Below are 22,958 nucleotides of genomic sequence, written 5' to 3'. Positions count from 1 at the left end.
TGACAGATGAAACATATGAATGATTCGCCTATCACAATTCGTCATTTTTTAACACAACAGCTAACAAATCCTGTTCCATGAATCCTTACCTTAGCTTAAATCAGTTATAAATAATTATTTTATGAAGTTCATCAGTAAAAATATAGTGGCCATTTTGTTTTCTATGATCATGTTAAGCTGCAGTGCACAGAGCAAAAACAGCTATAAAGCAAAGAAAATATATGAATCAAAAACCTTGATCATTACTCAGATTTCAGAAAATTCTTTTATTCATACCTCCTTTAAACAGACCAATGATTTCGGGAATGTACCTTGTAATGGTTTGATTGTAAAAGATCATCACGAAACCGTTGTTTTTGATACACCTACCGATGATAAAAGTTCAGAAGAACTGATACAATGGATTAATGAAAATCTTGATTCGAAAATTAAGGCCATTATTCCAACCCATTTTCATGATGACAGCTTGGGAGGATTGATGACTTTTCATAAGCACAATATTCCATCCTATTCCTACGTGAAAACAATTGAGCTGGCCAGAGAAAATAATTTTGTTATTCCTGAAAACAGTTTTAATGACTCTGTTATTTTAAAAGTCGGGGATAAAGATGTCATTGCAAAATTTTTCGGTGAAGGGCATACAAAAGACAATGCTGTAGGTTATTTTCCAAGCGAAAATATTTTATTTGGGGGCTGTTTGTTAAAGGAGCTGGAGGCAGGTAAAGGATATTTGGGGGATGCCAATGTTTCTGCCTGGTCCAATACCGTTGAAAAAGTAAAAAAAGAATATCCGGATGTGAAAATTGTAGTTCCCGGACATGGCGAATATGGTGAAGGAAAACTCCTTGACTATACGATTACATTATTTAAAGGTCAATAGTGAATTTTTGCTTCGCAAATTGAATGGTGAATGGTTGCAGTAGAAAAAAATTGACAAGCGAAGCAGATTGACGATTGACTATTCACGAATCCAAAGTGAATGGTGATGAAAAAAATTGACAAGCGAAGCGAATTCACCATTGACGATTGACATAAAAAAAGCCTCAATACAAAAATGTATGAGGCTTTTTTTATAGAGCTGTTGCTTTTATTAACGATCGTTGTTGGATGTTTCTTCTCCGATGTTCCAGGTAAGACCGAAACGAAGCGTGTTATCCAAAGCACTGTTGATTTTAGACATGTTGATCAGGTAAGAAAGGTCAAGTCCGAAAGAACGGTATCTTAGCCCAACCCCTGCAGTTGCAAACTGTCTTGCTCCCTGCTCTTCACTTTCATGGAAGTAACCTCCTCTTACAGAAAATGCATTGTCGTAGGAATATTCCAAAGCACCACTGTACATGATACTGTTTTTATTTTTGAAAGATTTTCCGATACCAGCCATTGGCCCTACATTAGGAATCTGATAAATAGGCTGTCTTGTATTCGGGTCAATTCCGGCATACTCAGATCCCGGAACCAATAGTTTTGAACCTTCCACAGAAATTCCTACTCTGTTCATATCATCCAGGTACATGTCATATCCAACCCCTAATCTTGCCATGGTAGGAAGATAAGATCTTGATTCTTCATTCCCTGTATAATCCAGTTTCGGACCTAAGTTCTGAATGGCCAAACCTGCATTGATTTTACCATCATATCCGCCAATACTGGAGAATCTTGGAGAGGTATAGTATCCTGAAACGTCTACTGCAAAACTGTTCGCAGCCTTAAGTGTTGTATCTGTGTTGAATCCTCCGGCTAAGTCTGAACGGATAAATCTACCGGTAACAGCTCCGGAGAATGAATCAGAAAGTTTCAAAGCGTAGGCAACGTCAATGGAGAATTCATTTGGTTTTGATGTACCCATAGAAGCGATTTCCGTACCCACCAGTTGAGTCAGGTCTACCTGTCCCATATTGAAATAATAGATACTCGCGGAAATTGTAGATCTTTCTTCCTGCCCCAAAAACTTATGGAACGAGGCATATAATAAGAATACATCATTGGTAAGTTTTCCCATGTAAGGCGTATAGTTAAGACCTACGGAAGAACTTGTCCTGCTGAAAGGGTATTTAGCCGCATTCCAGAATTGTGAAAATGCATCCGGAGAGGTTACCACCCCTTGATCTCCCATACCTCCCGATCTTGCATCAGGTGCAATTCTTAAGAAAGGAGCTCCGGTAAGAACTGGGTTTACTTTACCTAAATCTTGCGAATAGCCTAAAAAACCAGCACTCAAACCAAATCCTAATAGCAGTTTAGTAGTTAAATTCATATGTTGTCTTTTATATATTATCAGTTTTTTATTAATATTATTGTCTATTGTTTTGTTTTATTATTTCAAAAGTACCATTTTTTCTACAGCTGTAGCACTTCCTTTGCATTTTTCTTGATTTTGACTTTTTGCAAATATCTTAAAAATATACGTACCTTTTGCTACAGTAGCTCCAAAATCATCTCTTCCGTCCCATTCTATCGCCTGACGAGGGGTTCTGAAGCCCTGTAGGAACGGTTCTGCAACCACCGGCTGCGATAAAGTTCTTACCAATCTTCCGGTTATTGTATAAATTTGTACGTTTACATCCAGAATGTCATCACAGTTGTGCTCAAACTGAATATAGGTTTTATTGGTAAATGGATTGGGCCAGTTCAGCGGACGGTTTATTGTCAGATGCTGGTCAGATTCATCTTTAACTTCAAAATTTAACGTAGCAGTTGTAGAATTATTGTTTATATCCCAAACTTTAAATGTTAATTGATGCTGTCCTATTGCAAGATTTCTGAAAGGGTAGGTTACATTTCCTTTCTGGTATTCGGCAAGACTAGGATTTAAACATCCGTTTCCTTCTCCCGGAGCATAAAAATCATTTAAAACAACAGTATTGATAATCTGCCCGTCAAGATAAACTGTAATATCATGCCCTACACCGGATCCTGTTGAATTGATTCCTGTATCATCGGTAAGGCAGGCAAGAAGCATAGGGTTCTGATTGGTAATTCCACCATCTGCAAAGTTGGTGTTGTTCATATACAGTTTTACTTTTGGAGGCTGATTATCATTGATTCCGTTTGGATTAATATCGCCTACCTGTACAGCCTGATTGTTGAAAACATCCGTTGATTTATTATCTGCATAGGCTAGTATTCTTCCCTGGCCTACAGCATAGTTAATGTCTTTTGGTACATAGAATTCAGCAGTGAAAACCCCATTTACAGCAGTTCCTGCAGATTTTACAATAGCACTTCCTTCCTCGGTATACTCTAACACCGGAGATAAAACGCCACTGTTATTTAATGTTTTTTTATTTAATCTCTTATCAAAAATATTGATGCTGACCTTTCCGTTGAAAGTATTGTTCAGTGTTCCGTTCGGATTATTGATATGTCCTTTGATTTTTACAAAATCCAGCCCTCTGATCAGTCCCGGAACAGGAGTTTCAATATTATCAATAACCAGAAGTCTCTGTGGTCTGCTTAATTTCATGGCAGGATCACCCAGTAAGTTTACTTTTAAGTGGTTACTGTTTGGTCCTTTTTGTTTTTTAGCAATTAAGTGTGCATTTCCCAGCGTATTAAAGTCGTCATTGGTTAACTTAAAAATATTCTGAGTAAAAGTATTGGTAAAATCACGTCCATAATCAACCCCGATAGCACGGCTGGAAGTAATCATGGTGGAAACACCTCCCTGCTTCATCTTAATAAACTGTTCTCCTACAGAGTTGGTTGAAGGTTCGTCCCATAATGTAAACTCACAGGTAATGGTAGATACAAACGGGAATCTGCTGTATACATTAGAGAAATTGTTGGCATTCTGAACTTCTGTGCTCGTAAGTACTCTTTCCTGCGCCCAGCCGTTGATTCCTCCGTGTCCGAAATAAAACAGGTATAAGCTGTTTCCGATAGCATTGGAAATGGCCTGGTTTACCTGCGGATATCTTCGCCCTCCTGAAGTACTCTGGGCGGTAAAGGCATCCATGTATAATTTTTTAACATTATACTCTTTAAGTTCCTGCTGACCCGGCTGTTCAAATATGCCGGCAAGGGAGCTGTTCATGACACTGTGGAAAGGACTTCCCCCTTCGTTGTTATCATCCACTACAAAGTCAAGTCGCATACGCCAGTCTCCAAACGGGCTCGACTGTCCCTGAAGGGAATTATAGTAAGCCAGTGTTTTATTGATCATATCTCCGGCTTCACTGGCATTGGCTGCCGGAATTCTGCCAACCGGAAGATCCGGAAGGTTGTTTTCAATTAATAATGTATTCTGCGGCTTGGTCATTACGATATAGTCATCCGTCACAAAAGAGGATACATAATCGGAAGACTGCTCACTCTGATAGCTGGCAACAACGTTTGAATTATTCGGAACCCTGTTTTTATAATCGTATGAAGCATCCCCAAGGATAAATACATATTGAAGTCTTCCCAGAGGAGTATTGAGTTTGCTTACGAAATCTCTTATCGCGGTAAGATCTTTACTTCCGCTGCCATATTCCTCGTAGATTTTATTGATGTCAACAATTTCTACCTTATAGTTATTCTTGGTTTGATGGTAGTTGGCAATTCTCTGTGCCTGGCCCATCATTTCAGGAACGGTAAGGATCAGATAATCTACGTTTTGTATTGCGGAAAGATTCTGATTGGAGATTCTTCCCACAAACTGTGGACTGAAAGCCGCATCAGCACGGAAAGCTACAAACTCATTGTTGAAATTCTGATCAGCAGCCGTATATGCAAAGTTGAAGGAACCGGCTCCTGCCTTATTCACTCTTCTGTTAGCATTGGTAATATCCGTTACATCCCATACCTGTTCTATAGCAGCAGCATTACTGATACTGAAACCATAGTCTGTATTGCTTCCACTGACAATCGAATAATCCCTGAAGTTCATCTGTGAACCATTGAATGCAAGATTTTCCTTATACTGAACCTCTACATAATCAAAATAGAAAGTTCCATTCGGATTCTTGGAGATATCCGGATTATAAACCAGTGTAAACTGATTTCCGGTAAGATTGGTTAATGTTCCAGTATAAGTTACCGGATAGAAGGTATACTGATAGGAAGAAGTGTCCGTCGGAATTACCTGCAGCGGGTGCGGATTTAAATTGTTGATTTTAAAATCTATCGTATTCTGCTGGGAATTGTACGCTACCACCTGGGTTCTGTATCGTATGACATCATTCGCCTGTATCGGGGAATTGGTAGTAAATGTTACTGTTTTTTCATTGGTGAAAGGAGTATCTTCTACCCATGTTCTTCCTACTTTTAGCAGGTTTTTCTGATCTTTGTTGATCACCTGGTAACTGTCATACCTTGTAATCAGCTGGGCAGGAAGGTTTCCGTCTACAGTCGCAACCCTTTTTCCCGCACCTTTATCAAAGTTGATATAATAATAGGAGAAATCCTCATAGATGTTTTTGACATTATTGCTTCTTTCACTGAACCGGGTATCGTGTCTTTTAAAACCGTTCCCGTTGGAAGTATCATAAAGGTTGTATCCGTCTGGACCTTGCGCATAGAAAAGAGCGTAGTCATTGTCATTCCATACCCCGTCATCTTCACCTACCACCTGAATGGCATTTTCCTGTAAAGCACCATATCTTGGATCCTGATTGTATTCGGGAAGCATGACCCCTCCGTTTCCATAAATTCTGAAATTCTTAGGATTTACAGAACCCGGATTGATTCCGTTGTCTTTTAAAAACTGGGAAGTGATTTTGAATACTCCGGACTTGTCTACCTTTATTTTATAAAAATTTCCACTTGATAAAGGATTTCCTGTGGTTCCTATTTTATTAACAGTTCCTGTGGTATTGATAAAAGAAGAAGCTTCCGAAACATTAAACGAAGATAATCTCTGAACACGGCCTTTTACATTTTTAAATAAAGCAATACTAATGCTGGCATAGCTTTCACCCTCTAAAGTATAATAGGAAACATCTGCTACATCATAATCCGGAAGTCTGCCTTTATCCAGCTCAAACAAATCCTGGTTTGAAACGTTTTCCCAGACAAGGTCTGAGATTTTTAATTGCTTTTCTCCGATTTTTTGCTTGCTTACGATAAAAACATTATTTTGGCTGTAAGAAAAACCTTCATTTTTAAAATTAGGAAGATTTAATTTTGTGTCACCAAAATCCTGGATTTTAGAACCGTTCCATTCTATGGTGTTTCTTTGAGCGTAAAGTGTTGATGCAAAAGCGATTAAAGATAAAATCGTAATTTTTCGTTTCATGTTTACTATTGAAATTGCTAAATTACAAAATAAATGAAAATTTTAGAATTAAATTGTGATACAATAAAATTAATTTGTTAACGTTTTTCAAAAAAATCAAATGTTTACTTGATTTATTGAATAATTTATTTTTTCTTTGTACTTTGAAAATATTTATATCGACTATGAAAAAACTAAAGTTGTTTTCATTAATAGCATTAAGTTCTACACTTGCATTAACCAGCTGTGGCGGATCAGGAACCAGCAAAGGTGGCGGTACCAAAAAATTTGTCAGCAAAACAGGTTGGAAACCAAACGAAAAACAGGGTTGGTTTTTTGCAGGAAAGCAACAGAAGCAGAAGGGTTGGCCTGGGATGGTATATGTAGAAGGTGGAACTTTTACAATGGGATTAGTGAAAGATGATGTTATGCACGATTGGAATAATACACCTCGCAGAATGCAGGTAAGTTCATTCTTTATCGGAGAAACTGAAATTACTAACTACGAATACCGCGAATACCTTACATGGTTGAAGTATGTATTCCCACCAAGTGACCCGAGTTTTAAGGAGATCTATAACGGTGCTTTACCGGATACCTTATTATGGGACAACAAATTAGCAAGAAACGATTATAACGAAACTTATCTGCGTTCTCCGGAATTTGATTACTATCCGGTAGTAGGAGTTTCCTGGACTCAGGCAAACAGATACTGTGAATGGCTGTCTGACAGAGCCAATGAAAAAGCTTTGATGCAGGCTGGTATTATTGCCAAAGATTTGTATATCAACGAATCCAACAACCAGGGTGGAACAGCTTTCAACATGGATAAATTCAAATCGAATGATCCTGAAATGCAGGGATATATCAATGAGAAAAGAATGCAGCAGAAAACTGGTATGAAAACGACAAACCAGAGATTGCTTGCCGCTAACAGAGCTCCGAATTCTGCAATGGTACAGAAGTTCAGACTTCCTACTGAAGTAGAATGGGAATATGCAGCTCTGGGTATGGCTAAAAACAGAGAATATAACCAATATCTTGGTAAAAAACCTCAAATTGAAAGATTAAGAGGTTCCAAAGGAAGAGACAGAGGAATGTTCCTTGAAAACTTCAAAATGGGTAGAGGTGATTATTCTGGTATCGCAGGTTGGAAAAACGACGGATCAGCTCAGACTTCTGATGTAAGACAATATCCATCTAACGATTTAGGAATCTACGGTATGTACGGAAACGTTTCTGAATGGACGGCTGACGTTTACAGACCTATCATCGATGAAGATTACAACGATTTCAACTACTACAGAGGAAACATGCCTCAGGCGATCGTAAGAAACGGTGACGGAACTTATAAAATGATCGATGAAGGTACTATCAAGTATGATACGTTAGCAGATGGAAGATTAGTTTACAAAGGTCTTCCGGGACAATTCGAAAGACAAACTATTGCTGACTACAGAAACTACAGAGACGGTGACAGACAGTCTTCTTTAGAATATTACAGAGCTTCTGATTCTGCTGCCGGATTCGATATGTACAACGCTCCTAAAACAAGCTTCGTTGTAGATGGAAGCGGTAGAGTAAAACTACAGAAAGATACTAAAGACAGAACTTCTGCAATCTCTAACGAGGTTAGAGTAGTAAAAGGAGGTTCATGGCAGGATACAGCATACTGGTTGGATCCGGGACAAAGAAGATATAAAAATCAAAACAGAGCTTATGGTTGGGTAGGTTTCCGTGTTGCACAGGATGCCAGAACTAACGATAAGAGTAGAACTAGAAGATAATATTTATCAAAAAATACTTATAAAAAACCTTCCGGACTTTCGGAAGGTTTTTTTATTTTTGAACCATGAAACCGCTTGGGCTGAAAAGCCTGAAATACTCGTGTAGATTTGGCGGTTGCATGTCACTTCTTAAAAAAAAATATATATTTCCACATGAATATAGAACAGTTTTATCCTTTATTTCTGCACGCGGCAAAAGTAACCATTGACAGCAGAAAAATAGTAAAGAATGATATTTTCTTTGCCTTTTCCGGTGAGAATTTCAATGCAGCTACGCTGGCAGAAAAAGCCATTGATGACGGAGCTCTGGCAGTGATTGTTGAACTTCCGGAATTTGAAAACAGAGATAAAAACATTTTCTATGTTCCGTCTACGCTGGAATTTTTACAGCAATTGGCAATCTACCACAGAAGCCAGCTTCATATTCCTTTTATCGGACTTACGGGAAGTAATGGAAAGACAACCACCAAAGAGTTGATTCATGCGGTCCTTTCTGAAAAATTTAATGTTCAGTATACTGCTGGAAATTTGAATAACCATATCGGAGTTCCGTTGACCATCCTTTCCATTAAACCGGAACATGAGATGGCTGTAATTGAAATGGGAGCGAATCATCAAAAGGAGATTGAATTTCTGTGTACCATTTCACAACCTGATTTCGGATATATTACCAACTTTGGGAAAGCTCACCTGGAAGGCTTCGGAGGTTTTGAGGGAGTAATTAAAGGAAAGTCTGAGCTTTATGATTATCTTAAAAATAACAACAGAACGATTGTTGTGAATGAAAACGATCCGATCCAGGCTGAAAAGACTGAAAACTATTCACCTAAAATTACTTTTGGGAAAGAAACATCGGATTACAACTTTGAATCTTTTTCCGCTGAACATTTTGTAGGATTGACTTATCAGGGAGTAAAAGCCGTTTCAAAACTGACAGGAGAGTATAACTTTACCAATCTTTGTGCTGCTGCCAGTCTTGGTCTTCATTTCGGAATCAGCTTTGAAAAAATAAAACATGCTCTGGAGCTGTATACCCCCACCAATATGAGATCTCAGGTGGTGAAAAAAGAGGGCAGGACTTTGGTGCTTGATACTTACAATGCCAATCCAAGCTCTATGACAGCTTCTTTAAATAATTTTATCAGTTTTGAAGGCAGCAAAACCATTATCATCGGAGATATGCTGGAATTAGGTGATGAAAGTGAGAAAGAGCATCAGAACATCTTAAAACTGGCTCAGGACCTTCATTTTGACGAGATTATTACGGTTGGTAAACATTTTAAATCTGTGAATGCTTCAGATTTTGCTTTTGAAAATACAGCAGCATTAATAGAATATTTACAACAGAATCCAATTCAGTCTGAAAACATATTGTTAAAAGGTTCCAGAGGAATTGCTCTGGAGAAAGTAATCGACTTTATTTAGAGTAGGGAAGCCGGAGGCTGGGAGAGGGAAGTTCCTGAAGGCAATCAAAGAGTGTTCTCTTTTTTGTACCATTTTATAAATTTTCATTGTAAAATGATCACCGGAAAATGAGGATGCTTGATCGTAACTTCCAGCTTCACTCTTCCAGCCTTCTTACTTATTTCTTCAGCTCCCAGAATTCTTTTACGATCAGTTTGATATTTTTAAAAGTACTCGGGAACACTTCATTTTCAATTTCTGAGGTCGTTTTCCATGCTACTTCGGTAATACCTTCTTCTATCTGCGGTTTGGAGGTATCTTCTCCATCAAAGTTCATTTCAAACCAATGGGTGCATTTTAAGATTTTCTCCCCGTTTCTTTCTACATAGATATGATAAGTCGTGTTGATGAATTGTACAAGCTCAACATCACTCAACCCTGTTTCTTCCTCTATTTCCCGTACGGCAGACTCTTCTCTGGATTCTCCTTTTTCCATTTTACCTTTGGGAAGATCCCATTTGCCTAATCTTCTGATGAAAAGAATCTTACCTTCAGGATTATTAACGAGACCACCTGCAGCCTCTATAATTCTGAATAGCTTTTGAAATTCATGCCAGATTTCTTCCAAATTCTCTCCATACACATTAAGTTCCTGCACAGAAGTATTCTCCAGAAGATCCAGGGCGATCTCTAAAGTTGTATAATTTTCGTATACAAGCTTTTTTTCAAGTTCTTCTGGATGCTTAGATAGTAATAATTTTTTTTCGTTGACAAAAACTTTATACATTTGTAATAGTTAAGAATTTAAATACAAAAATAAAAAATGAATTTAGAAGGACGAAAGATTATTGTCAATAAATCATCTAAAGAACTTACAGAGTTGCTGAAATCACCTGAAAATTATAAAGATTTTATGCCGGACGGTCTTCAGAAATTTGAAACAAGAGATAACGGATTTAAATTTGGATTACAGGGAATGCCTGAAATCGCTTTAAAAATAGATGAAGTGGATGATCAGAAAGCTGTTTTAAGATCTGCAAGTTCAAGTCTGGACTTCTCATTAACAGCTACATTGAACCCGATCAGTGAAAACCAGACTGAAGTTCAGATGTTATTTGAAGGAAAATTCAATCCATTCATTAAAATGATGGTAGAAAAGCCTTTACAGAACTTTATCAATACGCTTACCGATAAAATCGAAGCTTATAAATAATAAAAACCTTCATTTTGAAGGTTTTTTTATTTTACAGGAAAGTTGGCGAAAATAAAACAGGTAACCAATAAATACCTGTTTTTAAATTATTAACCTATCTCTGTCAATAATAACGGCTTCGACAGGCTCAGCCTGACAACGTTTAAAAATTTCAGTTGGTATGCGACCTGTCACCCTGAGCCGATCGAAGGGTTCCCAATAAGAAAACCGTTATTAATCACTAATCTTGAGTATTAATTAAAAGGATTAGTCAATTATTATATTATAATTTTCTTTGTCAATGTCCTTTAATAATGAGTAGATATTTTGAAACATGCCTGAGCATTACTTTTCCTCATCCCTATATATTTCAACATTTCCGTCTTTCATGATAAATCTGTATCCGAAAGGTATTGCCAGATATTGTAAAATATCTGGTCGGGCAAAGGCAACATGATAAAAATGTACCATTTTTAATGACTTAATATTGCCATCGTAATCATCTGTAATAAGGTACCATCCACTCTCATCATGAGGTGAATCATATCTTATTCCTTCAACATCCTTTCCTTCATAGACACCATCTGAAATAACAATTGACTGATTGAAGTTTGGAAATAGAGGAATAAGATCATGTTGTAAACACATTTCACTTTGCTGCCTAACAACTGAAATTGCTGTATCACAACCTTTATTAAAGCCACTACCGTCTAAGTTTGCTTCATATATTTCATAACAACTATCTTCATCCAACCTAAATTGTAAAAGCCACGAATAATAGCCAATATTTTGGTTTTCAGAAATGATTGGTTTACTATCTACAATGTAATCTATAATGTACTTAATAACCCCTATATAGTTTTCAGGTAGATTATTACCAATAGTAACTCTAATTTCTTTAGATATATAAGAATATAATCCTTTTGTTTTCACATAAGTGTTATTATTCACATTAATTTCGATTTCTTTATATAATATCATATTTTTATTTAATGATTTAATCACTAATTTCAGGAGAATGCCACACCAAAGGATTCGTTTGACAATTTGAATTTTGCTTTATTAAGCCCTTTGAAATCATTAGGATTGAAAAGCAACCCTGCTCACCGAATTCTTCCTGTTTTGGAGCATTTGGAGAATTGATTTTATTACTGGCGCAAAGTCAGGAGATTTTGCGCAGCTGGGCTGATCGGTGAAATAAAAATATGAAAAATATCTAAGCAATAACTCCCGAACAATGATCCGCTGTACTTCCGGTGGCAGAAGACAATACATTGATCTCGTTATTCATCTTTAAAACGCCCATAAAGGCAAAAATCAGGGCTTCTTTATAATCGATAATCTCTTTTTCAGGGATGATCACTTCGGCTTGTGTTTTTGCTCTTATTTTTTCAATTAAAAAAGTGTTGTAAGTGCCTCCTCCAGTGATAAGGATGTCTTTTATACTATATTCATTGATGACATTGGCAATCTGCTGGGCAGCATGTTCTGTAAAAGTGGCCAGAGCATCTAAGGCTTCAATATTTTCAAGAAGGGGAAATATATGTTGATGGCACCATTCTATTCCCAATGATTTTGGATGCGAAATCTGGTAGAAATCCAGGCTGTTAAGCTGGTTCAGTAAAGTCTCATCTATCTTTCCTTGTGCGGCCAGCGCTCCGTTTTCATCAAAATTTTTATGAAGCTGCTGGGCCAGATGGTTCAAAACAATGTTCACGGGAGCAATATCAAAAGCGATCCTTTTCCCATCCCATTGTAAAGAAATATTGGAAAATCCACCTAAATTCAGGCAGGCGCTGTATCCGGAGAAAAGTAATGCATCACCTATAGGAACCAGAGGAGCTCCGTTTCCTTTCATCAACACATCCTGGCTTCTGAAATCATAGATAACAGGTAATCCGGTTTCCAGCTTTATGGCTCTGCCGTCACCGATCTGCAGGGTGAATTTCCTTTTAGGCTGATGAAAAACCGTATGCCCATGAGAAGCAATCAGGTCGATATTTTCAAGCTGATGCTGATGAATAAATGCTTTAACCTGCTGCCCGAGATAAAAACCATACGCTGAATGCAGTTCCAGCAAACCTTCGGACGAAAGATGAATGGAGTTTCTAAGTTGGGTTTCCCAATCCTCAGAATAGGAGAGTGTTTCGGCTTTCAGGATTTTAAAAGTCCATGTGTCCTGCTTTTCAAATTCAGCAAGACAGATATCCAGACCATCCAGACTTGTCCCGGACATCAGTCCAATAGCCACAGCTTTCATTCTTTTTGGATTTATTTTTTATTTTCAGAAATTCTTTTTGAACTGAAATCTCCGGAATTGTTATAGAATGTGTATTCGGAAAAGTCATCTTTGGCAGTCATTCCATTGGCACCTACCAGGGTAGAGCCGTCTTCCATGGTAACATAAACCGTATCTTTGGTGTAGATTCTGTTTCTTTTCTGATCCCAATAAATACTCTGCATGGCAAATCTCTGTCCTTCATTGGTCTTTATCCTTACATCACCTTTGGCTTCGTAGAATTTTTTATATTCGAAAATACGGGCATATTTAGCGGTAATTCTTCCCGGAACTTTAGGTTTCTTTTTATCAAAAAACTCAATATCAATTCCTTTTCGGGCTACCACATACGGGCTGTCGATCAGTTCGTATTTTTCAATGATGGGGGCTTTGGCTTTTAAAGTCACAAAGCCGGAGTCACGCTGTATAATATTGGCGTTGTTGATAATCTGTGAAGGGAAATTCTTGCTTTGGTTGCCATTTCTTTTGGTAAGATCCTCCTCACAGGATGTCAATATAAAAAATATAGCACAACTAAAAAGGCATGCTATATTTTTATATGATATTTTTTCTGAAAAATTCATCTTAGTTATAAAGAGTCTTTCTGAACCATTTATCAGCGAAATTAAAGCCGATTCTCAGGTTGACAAAGTTCTGGTTGATCAGGTTGTTTTTAAGAGTTCCTCTTTTACCCACTTCCAATCCGATTTCAAGACCACTCATTCTTGTGATACTGCTGTTCTTGAACGGTAGCATTACCCCGGCTGAAATACCGAACTTATTAATGCTGTTTCCTTCCAGTTTAAGATTTCCTCTTTCGTAGAACGCTCCATATCGGTAGATCACCCTTGAGAAGTAGTTTCTGAAGTTATTATAGTTAGGAAGATACCATCCACCTGCAGAAATCCTGTAAGTGTCCTGGAAATCAAAGGTTTTACCGAAATAAGAGATGTCTTCTCCTTTTTTATAGTCAAGCTGTCCTGATACGAACCAATGGTTTTCACTACCATATCCCACTCCTAATGAAGCCTGTAACGGAAGAAGGTTTTTAGATTTTGTTTCTTTTTGCTCAATAATGGTTTCCGATCCGCTAAGCTTGGTGGTTTCCTGAGCATCAGAGTATCTGTAGGTACTGTTGACGTACTGTGTCGTCATATTACTGGTATTCCCAAAAGTAGCAGTAGCTCCCAATGTGAACTTCTTATCAGTACGTGTATTTAAAGTCTGGTAGCTTGTACCCAGTGTAAAATTAAAGTTTCTGACTCTGTTTTTAGTCTCATAGCCATTAACATATTCACCTACATAAGTCCCAAGGTTACTGTTGTAAGCACGGAATTCATTAAGGTCGTTAAGGTCTCCGAAATAAAGGTTGGCTTTTGCTCCTACGGATAATTCCTGATTGATCTTATAAGACACAGCAAGCTGAGCTGTATTTAAAGTTCCACTTCCTTTAAAGCTGTTTTTGTAAAGAGGAGTTTTATCTTCTGTAAACTGTTCCGTTACGATATCGTAGCTTTTAGAACTGTAAGGCTGATAAGAGATCCCCATTTTCACTTTTGAAGATAATGGAAATGCAATCGAAATATTGGAAAGGTACGTAGAATGCTTTGTAGATTTCATATCGTTATAGTTCGATTTGAAATAATTGTTTTCGTTGGTAGCTTCCAGTCTGATACTCGTAAGTTCAAAATTGGCGTTGTTTGCCGGGTTGGCAAAATTGAAACTACTGGTAAAATCACTTATAAAAGCAGTAGATATACCTCCCATAGAAGCAGTTTCGATCGTATTATCATATTTCACATCTCCAATTCCATAAGTTGCATAAGGGGAGTTGCTTAGACTCTGTGCATTCAGAAAATATCCAACTGATATGAATGATACTACAAAGATTTTTTTCATTCTTGATTTTTAAAACAATGCGCAAATATCTTAAATATTAATGAATTGTAAAAATTATATGTGGTTAAAGTTTGTTAAGGGCTTTCCTTTAAAAGAAAAATGCAAATTTTCAGCCATAAAAATAGCAATTCTGTTTTACAAAAAAAGACTGTCCTATGATGAACAGTCCCGGTTTATATGAATAAGCATTTATACTATTATTTTACCTGAAGTACGGAACGGCTGTGGCTGAAACACTCAAAACTGAATTTTCCGTGGTATTTTCCCATTCCCGAAGTTCCTACGCCCCCAAAAGGTAAATAATGAGAACCTACATGGATAATGGAACTGTTGATTTCAGCATCACCGCTTGTGGTATGGTTTAAAACATAATCTGCAAATTTCTGATCTTCCGTGAAAACATATAATGCCAGAGGTTTGGGACGGCTGTTGATTTCCTCCAGAGCTTCTTCAATATTATTATAGGTCATAACAGGAAGGATAGGGCCGAAGATCTCCTGCTGCATCACCTGATCATCCCAGTTCACATTATCCATTAAAGTAGCTTCAAAATGACGGGTTTCAAGATCATAATGTCCTCCGTAAATTACTTTTTCCGGAGCAGCTTCCAGGTAACCTGACAGATGTTTAATTTGGTTCTGGCTTACAATTTTCCCGATTTTCCCTAAAGAATTCCCTTCATAAGTTGTATTTAAATGAGCTTTAAATTTTTCTATAAAGGCATCTTTTACCGATTCATGGATATAGATATAGTCGGGAGCAACGCAGGTTTGTCCGCAATTTATCCATTTTCCGTAGGATATTCTTGCCACAGCTTTATCCAGATCGGCATCTTTATGAACAATGGTGGGAGATTTTCCTCCAAGTTCCAGCGTAACCGGAATTAATTGTTCGGCAGCGGCTTTCATCACAATTTTCCCGACATTCGGGCTTCCGGTAAAGAAAATATAATCGAAAGGTAAGCTGAGTAAAAGAGTATTTTCCTCAATAGCCCCCTGAATAACGGCTACATAAGATTCATCAAAAGATGCTTTCACAATATCTTCAAGCACCTGCGCGACATGTGGTGTATTTTCAGAAGGTTTTATAATGGCTGTGTTTCCGGAAATCAAAGCTCCGATTAACGGACTGAATGTTAACTGAACAGGATAGTTGAATGGACCAATAATATAGGTAACCCCATAAGGCTGATATGTTACTTTACTTTCCACTTCCGCACCTGAAGGATGTGGTTTGGAAGGTACAGAAGTCGGTTTTGCCCATTCGTCAATATTTTCCAGCAAATAATCAAGTTCGCTGATCACTATTTGAATCTCCACATATTCCGCTTCTTTTCTGCTTTTTCCCAAATCTGTATCCAAAGCCTCACAAAGTGCATCGGTATGCTGAAGAAAAACATCCCGGAATTTTCTTAATTGTGCTTTTCTGAATTCAATATCTTTTGTCTGATTAGTTTTGAAAAAGGATTTCTGCTGTTGAAATATCCCTTTGATTTTTTGTTCCAGGTTGGTATCCATTGGTATATAATTTAATATTTGAATTGGTGTGAAATGGTAATAAATTTACAAATAATTTCACTCTACAAATGTATTGCTTAAAATTAAATTGTGTAAAATTTAATTTTATATTTTATTCTAATCCTATTATTGATATTACCTATAATATGACACATTTCTTTTGGACCATTAAGATTATATGAAGGTGCTACGAATATTAAGATAAGCTTCTCTTCAATCTTTAGATCAGAATGATTCATCTTAATATACTTTATTTCTTCAATCCTTCTTAATGGTTTTATTACATCCTGCATTTTTAAAGATGTAAAGAAACTCAAAATGCATGATCTATATTTTTATCCATTTTAAGCAGACTTAATTTTATGAAATGAAATAAGATTTTTTATCTTTGAAACATGAATTGGGAGAACATCGCCGGACAGACTAATCTGAAAAAACTTCTTAGAGAAAGCATTGCTGAAAACAGAGTGAGCCATGCCCAACTTTTTGTAGGAAAGGAGGGTTACGGAACACTGCCTATGGTATTGGCCTATGCACGGGAAATTTTCAGCCAGGAAAACGAACATGCTGCTGCGAAGGTTGAGCATCTCAATCACCTGGATCTGCATTTCAGCTTTCCGGTTTTTACGGATAATAAAAATTCATTAAGCAAAAATAAATTTGACGAGTTCAGAGAAATGATCCTGGCTTCTCCTTATGCAAGCTATGACGACTGGACTGCTTTTTTAGAATCCGAAAATAAACAGTTATTTATTTCTGCCGATGAAGTGGATGATCAGAACCAGAAATTTTCTTTAAAAAGTTTTGAAGGCGGAACCAAAATTCTTATTGTCTGGAGAGCAGATAAAATGAATATCGCGGCTTCCAATAAATTTTTGAAATTTTTAGAGGAACCACCCGCAAAAACGGTCATTCTGCTTACTGCCGAAAGTACCAATGATATTCTTCCTACCATTCTTTCCAGGACACAGATTGTAGAGATCCCGAGAATTAATGATGAGGATATTGAAAACTACCTTAAAAAGAACTTTTCTGTTTCCGAAGATAAGGTAAGAGAAATTGTTCATGAGGCACAAGGAGATCTCAATGATGCCATTAAGCTTCTGAACTCAGGAGACAAAAGCAATGAGTTTGAAAAGCTTTTTGTACAATGGGTAAGAGATGCATTTATGGTAAAAAAGAAACCGGAATATCTCCGAAGTATTATTTTATGGGCAAGGGAAATTGCTGGGTGGAACAGAGAAAAGCAAAAAAACTTCCTCAATTATTGTTCTGAAATTTTCAGACTGGCGCTGCTTCAGAATTATCAGTCCGAAAATCTGGTTTATAAAAAGATCAATGCGAACGGTTTCAATTGGGCCGGTTTTTCAAAATTTATCAGCGGAGCCAATATTGAGAGCATTTTAGAAGAAATCAATACTGCTGATCTGCACCTGACCAGAAACGGAAACCCCAAAATCGTCTGGACCGACCTGGGAATAAAATTATCAAGATATATTCATAAAAGCACATAAATAAACTCCGGTAAATGCCGGAGTTTTTGTTTTTGTCCTGTACAGATTATTATTTCAGCTCTATTTTCCTTATATTTTTACGTTTGCTTCAATTGAATGCATTCTGAAATATTAAAATTATCGTTCAGGTTTTCCCGAATATTAATTCAAAATAAAACTCTTTTAAATTAAAAACTGCCTTTCCTGCGCTTTCAGCATATATTATAGAAACCGTCTTTTCTTTGCAATAAATTAAATCTATATTAAAAAATCAATCAATCGTTTGATTTGAATGAAAACTTGTGTACATTTGCGCCCTGAAAAATGAACACTAACATGATTTCAAAAGAAGAAAATATATTATTCGCTGCCGAGAAGCTCTTTGCAGAACAGGGATTCGAAGGAACTTCCACCCGGGAAATTGCAAAGGCGGCGAATGTAAACATCTCTATGATCTCATATTATTTTGGCTCTAAGGAAAAACTTTATGAGAAATTAGTGGAATACAGAATGAATGAAGGTCAGTTTTTCTCAAAAGACCTTTTGGGAAGAACAGACATCAACGATTGGCAGAAGATTGAAAGAGTCATCGATCAGTTTTCTCACAAGATCCGGACTCAAAAATGCTTCTACAGGATTATGCAGAGAGAGCAGCTGCATACCAAGAATCCTCAGATTGTTGAATTTTTGAAGCAAACCAAAATGGGATTCCTTTCTATGTATTCACAAATATTGGAAAGTGGTCTTAAAAATGGAATTTTCACCAAAAATCCACCTATTTATCTCCTTCATTCTACCGTAAGCGGAACCTTGTTTTATGCATTCAATGCAAAAGAAATGTATAAAGAGTTCCTGAATGAAACAGAAGATGAAGAAGCTTTTGATGAAAAATACTACACAGAACTTAATAAACATATTAAATATTTACTAAAAGACCTTTTAGGTTATGAAGAGAATAAATAACTCAGTGATTGCATTATCACTATTCGTAGGAATAGCAAATGCGAATGCTCAGGAGAAAAGAACACTTACTCTTGACGAGGCCGTGCAGCTGGGAATCCAGAACAGCAAGAATCTCAAGATCGATGCAGCCAAGATCGAAGAGGCTACAGCTGATCTTTTGGAGGCTAAAAACAGACAACTGCCGGAATTAAAGGTGTCTGGTAGCTATATGTACCTTCCGATAAAACCGAATGTTGATATCAAACTTCCTGGTCTTGCAGGAGGAGCTGGCGGACCTGAAATACATCAGGTAGTTTACGGTTCTGCTAATCTTAGCGTTCCCATTTACAGCGGTGGAAGAATCAAATACGGAATTCAGTCAGCAAAATATCTGGTGGAAGCTTCTAAACTAAGCACTGAGAATGATAAAATTGCCATTGCTTATAACGTTGCCCAGGCTTATAATAACCTGTTTAAAGCCAACCAGTCCATCAAGGTTTTTGAAGAAAATCTTGCCGCTTCTCAAAAAAGAGATGAAACCTTCCTTAAAATGGAAAACAATGGTTTGATTGCAAGAAACGACAGATTAAAGGCAAATCTTCAGACCTCAAATATTGAACTTCAGCTGTTGGAAGCCAAAAATAACTACAATATTGCCAACATCAATATGGATTTATTGCTTGGTCTTCCCGAAACAACGGAACTGGCAGTAGATGAAAATTATATTGAAGAAGGAACAGATGTAAAACCTGTTGATTATTATGTTAATGAAGCCAGAGAAAACCGTAAAGATTTACAGGCTCTGGCACAACAGAGAAAAGCGGCGGAATTAGGTTCGAAAGCAGCAAAAGCAGAAAATCTTCCTTCCATCGCATTTACAGGAGGTTATGTAGCAGCGGATATCCCTAAGTTTCTTACCGTATACAATGCCATCAATGTAGGCATCGGGGTTTCTTATAACCTGTCCAATCTTTGGAAAGAAAATTCTTCATTGAGACAATCGCAGGCGAGAGAAAAGCAGCTTGCCGCTACTGATGAATTACTGAATGATAACATTAAGCTTGATGTCAACAGAGAATATCAGAACACAGACTATTCAAAAAAGAGAATTGCTGTTTTTGAAAAATCGGCGGAACAGGCTAATGAAAATTACAGAATTACCAAAAATAAATACGACAACGGGTTGGCAACCATGACTGAATTGCTGGATGCAGACGCGGCACAGATTGCTGCCAATGTTGGCGTGATCAATGCTAAGGCAGATGCTGCACTGGCATACAGAAAACTATTACAGATAACAGGAACTTTAACAATTAAATAATCAGATCAAAACCAAAATGGAAAATAATAATACACAGGCAGCTGAACCTAAAAAGAAAAAAAGTTTAGTTTTTCCTATCATTTTAGCGGCAGTAGTAATCGGAGGAGGAATCTACGGGTACAGAGCCTTTACTTACGGACAGTATCACGAAGAGACTGATGATGCTCAGATTGCTTCCAATATGGCACCGGTAATTTCTAAAATCTCCGGCTATGTAGCTCAGGTAAAAGTAAAAGACAACCAGTTTGTGAAGAAAGGAGATACCTTGGTGATTTTGGATAACAGAGATCAGAAAATGGCTCTGGAACAAGCTCAGGCAGCTTTATCTACAGCCAGAAGCAACATTTCAAATGCAGAAGCGACTACAACGGCTACTTCGAAAAATATAGGTTCTTCAGAAGCAGCAGTAGTAACGGCTAATGCTCAGATTGAAGCGGCAAAAGTAAATGTATGGAAAACTTCTCAGGATCTTAAGAGATATGCTAATCTTGTAAAAGACCATTCTATTACAGAACAGCAGTATGAGCAGGCTTTGGCTGCAAAACAATCTGCTGACAGACAATTACAGGTTTTGGTGGACCAAAGAAATCAGATTGCCCAGCAAACTCATATAGCCTCTTCTCAGACGGCTGCCAGTTCACAACAAATCAGCGTGGCAGGTTCTGTTGCTAAACAAAGAGAAGTAGATGTAGAAAATGCAAAACTGAATTTGTCATATACGGTAATCCTTGCCCCTGAAGACGGATACGTTGGAAAAGTACCTACGCAGGCAGGTCAGTATCTGCAGGCGGGAGCTCAGTTGTTTGCTTTGGTTAAAAACGACCAGAAATGGGTGGTGGCCAACTTTAAAGAAACACAGGTAGACAAAATGGTAGAAGGCCAGAAAGTGAAAATTGAGATTGATGCTTTTCCTGATCAGGAATTTGAAGGAGTGGTAAGCTCATTCTCTCCCGCTACAGGAGCTACTTTCTCTATTCTTCCTCCGGATAATGCGAGTGGTAACTTCGTAAAAGTAGTTCAGAGACTTCCTGTAAAAATTGATTTTGTAAATCTTGACAAGAATATTGCCAAAAGATTAAGAACAGGAATGAACGTGAAGGCAGAAGTTGCTTTGAAATAACATTTAAAATTGTTAAAAGTCAACGAATTTCGCTGTCAATAGTGAATCGGCTTTGCTGTCAATTAAAACGATAAGCTATACAATTCACCGTTCACCTGCGAAGCAAAATTCATCATTGATTTTTCACATCAAAAAAAACTTATGCAAGATTCATTAGTAGAATATGGAGCGCGGAGAGTAATCATTACGATTACGGCTATCCTTTGTGCCCTTCTTGAAATTGTAGACTCCACGATTGTCAATGTTGCCTTGAATGAAATGAAGGGGAATCTTGGAGCTACGCTTTCAGAAGTAGGATGGGTTATTACGGCGTATGCCATCGGGAACGTTATCATAGTTCCGATGACGAGCTGGCTTTCACAGCAGTTTGGGCGTAGAAATTACTTTGCGGCATCCATCATTATATTCACCGTATTTTCATTCTTATGCGGAAATGCGACCAATATCTGGGAACTCGTGTTCTTCAGATTGATGCAGGGAATCGGGGGGGGCGCCTTACTGGTAACCTCACAAACGATTATTACGGAATCGTATCCTATTGAAAAAAGAAGTATGGCTCAGGCTATTTACGGACTTGGGGTAATTATCGGTCCTACACTGGGCCCGCCTCTTGGAGGATACATCGTTGACAACTTCAGCTGGCCCTATATTTTCTATATTAATATTCCGATTGGGATTGCAGCAACGCTGATGACGCTTCAGTTTGTAAGAAGTCCGAAATATGCAGAAAAACGTAAAGCTTCAGATGTTGACTGGCTTGGAATTGCGCTGCTGGCAGTTACAGTAGGCTCATTACAGTTTATTCTGGAAAGAGGACATGAAGAAGACTGGTTTGAAAGTGGAATGATCGTGGCCTTTACTGTAGCAGCAATTTTAGGATTTATACTCTTCCTTTGGAGGGAACTTACCTTCAAGTACCCGATTGTTGAGCTCAGAGTGCTTAAAAACAGTAACCTGAGAATCGGGACTATGATGTCATTTGTTCTTGGATTCGGATTGTATGGTTCTACATTCATCGTTCCTTTGTATACCCAGAGTATTTTGGGATGGACAGCCCTTCAGTCGGGAGCGTTGATGATTCCGGCTGCATTAACGACAGCCTTTATGATGCCTATCATCGGGAGACTACTGGCAAAAGGAGCAAAACAGCAGATCCTGGTTTCATTAGGGCTCTTTATCTTCTTCGTTTACAGTTTCTGGGGATACAAAATTCTGACCCCGGATACCAGTAAAGATGCCTTCTTCTGGATGCTGATTGTAAGAGGAGCAGGTCTGGGATTATTATTTATTCCGATTACCTCTTTGTCATTAAGTACCCTGAAAGGGCAGGAGATCGGTCAGGGAGCAGCCTTTACAGGAATGATGAGACAGCTGGGAGGATCTTTCGGGATTGCAGCGATCACGACCTTTATTGCCAATGCAGGGCAGAAGTATAGAAACAACTTAATTTCCCACCTGGACGAAAACAGTTTTGATGTTCAGCAAAGACTGGCAGCATTGAAGGCCAATTTCATAGCGAAAGGGATGACTCCTGATGCAGCAATGAATGCCGCTTATAAAATGCTCGATTTATCCGTAACAAAACAGGCCACTGTTTTATCTTATATGGATGTATTTCTTTACCTCGGAATCGTATTCCTGATATGTATTCCGTTTATCTTACTGGTAAAAGAAAGAAAGAGCAAAGAAAAAATAGATTTGAGTGAAGCCATGCACTAGATTTAAAAAAAGACCTTCGGAATTTCGAAGGTCTTTTTTTATTGTATCTGCCTTAACATGATAATAAACAATACTTTCTGTTTTCATTTT

Annotated in this window: 17 protein-coding genes; 9 read left to right on the top strand and 8 right to left on the bottom strand. The window is 37.7% G+C overall.

Going from position 1 to position 22,958, the window contains the following annotated elements; all coding sequences use genetic code 11:
* Window positions 1–121: 121 nt before the first annotated feature.
* Window positions 122–880: a CHM family subclass B1 metallo-beta-lactamase gene (blaCHM, locus tag AC5YGI_RS04305; protein WP_496167609.1), complete on the top strand. Its 759-nt coding sequence runs from the start codon at window positions 122–124 to the stop codon at window positions 878–880.
* A gap of 210 nt (window positions 881–1,090) precedes the next feature.
* Here blaCHM and porV read toward each other — a convergent pair whose 3' ends face one another.
* Both porV and porU read right to left on the bottom strand, forming a co-directional pair.
* On the bottom strand, window positions 1,091–2,254 hold the full coding sequence (gene porV, locus AC5YGI_RS04300; protein ID WP_062674515.1) for a type IX secretion system outer membrane channel protein PorV: 1,164 nt from the start codon (window positions 2,252–2,254) through the stop codon (window positions 1,091–1,093).
* A gap of 60 nt (window positions 2,255–2,314) precedes the next feature.
* Complete coding sequence (gene porU / locus AC5YGI_RS04295) at window positions 2,315–6,217, bottom strand: type IX secretion system sortase PorU (protein WP_496167608.1); 3,903 nt, start codon at window positions 6,215–6,217, stop codon at window positions 2,315–2,317.
* Window positions 6,218–6,381: 164 nt separating this feature from the next.
* On the opposite strand from porU, the gene gldJ reads away from it, so the two are divergent.
* Both gldJ and AC5YGI_RS04285 read left to right on the top strand, forming a co-directional pair.
* Complete coding sequence (gldJ, locus tag AC5YGI_RS04290) at window positions 6,382–7,983, top strand: gliding motility lipoprotein GldJ (RefSeq protein ID WP_496167607.1); 1,602 nt, start codon at window positions 6,382–6,384, stop codon at window positions 7,981–7,983.
* Between the two features lie 153 nt (window positions 7,984–8,136).
* The gene (locus AC5YGI_RS04285; protein ID WP_496167606.1) at window positions 8,137–9,408 is read left to right on the top strand and encodes a UDP-N-acetylmuramoyl-tripeptide--D-alanyl-D-alanine ligase; all 1,272 of its coding nucleotides are present in this window, start codon (window positions 8,137–8,139) and stop codon (window positions 9,406–9,408) included.
* A gap of 157 nt (window positions 9,409–9,565) precedes the next feature.
* Here the strand turns inward: AC5YGI_RS04285 and AC5YGI_RS04280 are convergent, their stop codons facing one another.
* Window positions 9,566–10,174 carry an NUDIX hydrolase gene (locus AC5YGI_RS04280; RefSeq protein ID WP_330747207.1) on the bottom strand — a complete coding sequence of 203 codons (609 nt, stop codon included), beginning with the start codon at window positions 10,172–10,174 and terminating at the stop codon, window positions 9,566–9,568.
* Between the two features lie 36 nt (window positions 10,175–10,210).
* Between AC5YGI_RS04280 and AC5YGI_RS04275 the strand changes: the two genes are divergently transcribed.
* Window positions 10,211–10,600: a hypothetical protein gene (locus AC5YGI_RS04275; RefSeq protein ID WP_034699917.1), complete on the top strand. Its 390-nt coding sequence runs from the start codon at window positions 10,211–10,213 to the stop codon at window positions 10,598–10,600.
* Window positions 10,601–10,924: 324 nt separating this feature from the next.
* Here AC5YGI_RS04275 and AC5YGI_RS04270 read toward each other — a convergent pair whose 3' ends face one another.
* The 5 genes from AC5YGI_RS04270 to mdlD all read right to left on the bottom strand — a co-directional run bounded on the left by AC5YGI_RS04270 (window position 10,925) and on the right by mdlD (window position 16,273).
* Complete coding sequence (locus tag AC5YGI_RS04270) at window positions 10,925–11,560, bottom strand: immunity protein Imm33 domain-containing protein (protein ID WP_330747206.1); 636 nt, start codon at window positions 11,558–11,560, stop codon at window positions 10,925–10,927.
* Between the two features lie 235 nt (window positions 11,561–11,795).
* Complete coding sequence (locus AC5YGI_RS04265; protein ID WP_330747205.1) at window positions 11,796–12,839, bottom strand: anhydro-N-acetylmuramic acid kinase; 1,044 nt, start codon at window positions 12,837–12,839, stop codon at window positions 11,796–11,798.
* 11 nt (window positions 12,840–12,850) lie between these two features.
* Window positions 12,851–13,441 (bottom strand): LPS export ABC transporter periplasmic protein LptC, encoded by a 591-nt coding sequence (gene lptC, locus AC5YGI_RS04260; RefSeq protein WP_110011447.1) that lies wholly within the window; start codon window positions 13,439–13,441, stop codon window positions 12,851–12,853.
* Between the two features lies 1 nt (window position 13,442).
* Window positions 13,443–14,756, bottom strand: a complete 1,314-nt coding sequence (gene bamG / locus AC5YGI_RS04255; RefSeq protein ID WP_137905272.1) for a BamG family beta-barrel-assembly machinery protein — start codon at window positions 14,754–14,756, stop codon at window positions 13,443–13,445.
* A gap of 197 nt (window positions 14,757–14,953) precedes the next feature.
* Window positions 14,954–16,273: an NAD(P)-dependent benzaldehyde dehydrogenase MdlD gene (mdlD, locus tag AC5YGI_RS04250; RefSeq protein ID WP_496167605.1), complete on the bottom strand. Its 1,320-nt coding sequence runs from the start codon at window positions 16,271–16,273 to the stop codon at window positions 14,954–14,956.
* Window positions 16,274–16,668: 395 nt separating this feature from the next.
* Here mdlD and AC5YGI_RS04245 point away from each other — a divergent pair, with 395 nt between their 5' ends.
* From AC5YGI_RS04245 to AC5YGI_RS04225, 5 genes are all read left to right on the top strand, one after another.
* A complete protein-coding gene (locus AC5YGI_RS04245; protein ID WP_110011445.1) occupies window positions 16,669–17,787 on the top strand; it encodes a DNA polymerase III subunit in 1,119 nt (372 codons plus the stop codon).
* Window positions 17,788–18,102: 315 nt separating this feature from the next.
* Window positions 18,103–18,729: a TetR/AcrR family transcriptional regulator gene (locus AC5YGI_RS04240; protein ID WP_496167604.1), complete on the top strand. Its 627-nt coding sequence runs from the start codon at window positions 18,103–18,105 to the stop codon at window positions 18,727–18,729.
* Entirely contained in the window at window positions 18,713–20,029 is a 1,317-nt protein-coding gene (locus tag AC5YGI_RS04235; protein ID WP_496167603.1) for a TolC family protein, read from the top strand. Before AC5YGI_RS04240 ends, AC5YGI_RS04235 begins: the two co-directional genes overlap by 17 nt.
* A 16-nt stretch (window positions 20,030–20,045) precedes the next feature.
* Window positions 20,046–21,149, top strand: coding sequence for an HlyD family secretion protein (locus AC5YGI_RS04230; RefSeq protein ID WP_110011442.1), 1,104 nt, complete (start codon window positions 20,046–20,048; stop codon window positions 21,147–21,149).
* 141 nt (window positions 21,150–21,290) lie between these two features.
* Window positions 21,291–22,868, top strand: a complete 1,578-nt coding sequence (locus AC5YGI_RS04225) for a DHA2 family efflux MFS transporter permease subunit (protein ID WP_062674556.1) — start codon at window positions 21,291–21,293, stop codon at window positions 22,866–22,868.
* Window positions 22,869–22,958: the final 90 nt, after the last annotated feature.

Source organism: Chryseobacterium sp. CS3K3.1 (assembly GCF_059515165.1).
Note: the sequence above shows the minus strand (reverse complement) of the source record. Positions and strands in the feature narration are given on the sequence as shown.

What these genes read in the sequence shown, in the direction of transcription:
- AC5YGI_RS04270 (WP_330747206.1), bottom strand. Translation starts at nt 11,560, where the DNA reads ATGATATTATATAAAGAAATCGAAATTAATGTGAATAATAACACTTAT.
- AC5YGI_RS04275 (WP_034699917.1), top strand. Translation starts at nt 10,211, where the DNA reads ATGAATTTAGAAGGACGAAAGATTATTGTCAATAAATCATCTAAAGAA.
- AC5YGI_RS04240 (WP_496167604.1), top strand. Translation starts at nt 18,103, where the DNA reads ATGATTTCAAAAGAAGAAAATATATTATTCGCTGCCGAGAAGCTCTTT.
- lptC (WP_110011447.1), bottom strand. Translation starts at nt 13,441, where the DNA reads ATGAATTTTTCAGAAAAAATATCATATAAAAATATAGCATGCCTTTTT.
- AC5YGI_RS04225 (WP_062674556.1), top strand. Translation starts at nt 21,291, where the DNA reads ATGCAAGATTCATTAGTAGAATATGGAGCGCGGAGAGTAATCATTACG.
- AC5YGI_RS04285 (WP_496167606.1), top strand. Translation starts at nt 8,137, where the DNA reads ATGAATATAGAACAGTTTTATCCTTTATTTCTGCACGCGGCAAAAGTA.
- bamG (WP_137905272.1), bottom strand. Translation starts at nt 14,756, where the DNA reads ATGAAAAAAATCTTTGTAGTATCATTCATATCAGTTGGATATTTTCTG.
- porV (WP_062674515.1), bottom strand. Translation starts at nt 2,254, where the DNA reads ATGAATTTAACTACTAAACTGCTATTAGGATTTGGTTTGAGTGCTGGT.
- AC5YGI_RS04280 (WP_330747207.1), bottom strand. Translation starts at nt 10,174, where the DNA reads ATGTATAAAGTTTTTGTCAACGAAAAAAAATTATTACTATCTAAGCAT.
- AC5YGI_RS04265 (WP_330747205.1), bottom strand. Translation starts at nt 12,839, where the DNA reads ATGAAAGCTGTGGCTATTGGACTGATGTCCGGGACAAGTCTGGATGGT.
- AC5YGI_RS04230 (WP_110011442.1), top strand. Translation starts at nt 20,046, where the DNA reads ATGGAAAATAATAATACACAGGCAGCTGAACCTAAAAAGAAAAAAAGT.
- mdlD (WP_496167605.1), bottom strand. Translation starts at nt 16,273, where the DNA reads ATGGATACCAACCTGGAACAAAAAATCAAAGGGATATTTCAACAGCAG.
- blaCHM (WP_496167609.1), top strand. Translation starts at nt 122, where the DNA reads ATGAAGTTCATCAGTAAAAATATAGTGGCCATTTTGTTTTCTATGATC.
- AC5YGI_RS04235 (WP_496167603.1), top strand. Translation starts at nt 18,713, where the DNA reads ATGAAGAGAATAAATAACTCAGTGATTGCATTATCACTATTCGTAGGA.
- porU (WP_496167608.1), bottom strand. Translation starts at nt 6,217, where the DNA reads ATGAAACGAAAAATTACGATTTTATCTTTAATCGCTTTTGCATCAACA.
- gldJ (WP_496167607.1), top strand. Translation starts at nt 6,382, where the DNA reads ATGAAAAAACTAAAGTTGTTTTCATTAATAGCATTAAGTTCTACACTT.
- AC5YGI_RS04245 (WP_110011445.1), top strand. Translation starts at nt 16,669, where the DNA reads ATGAATTGGGAGAACATCGCCGGACAGACTAATCTGAAAAAACTTCTT.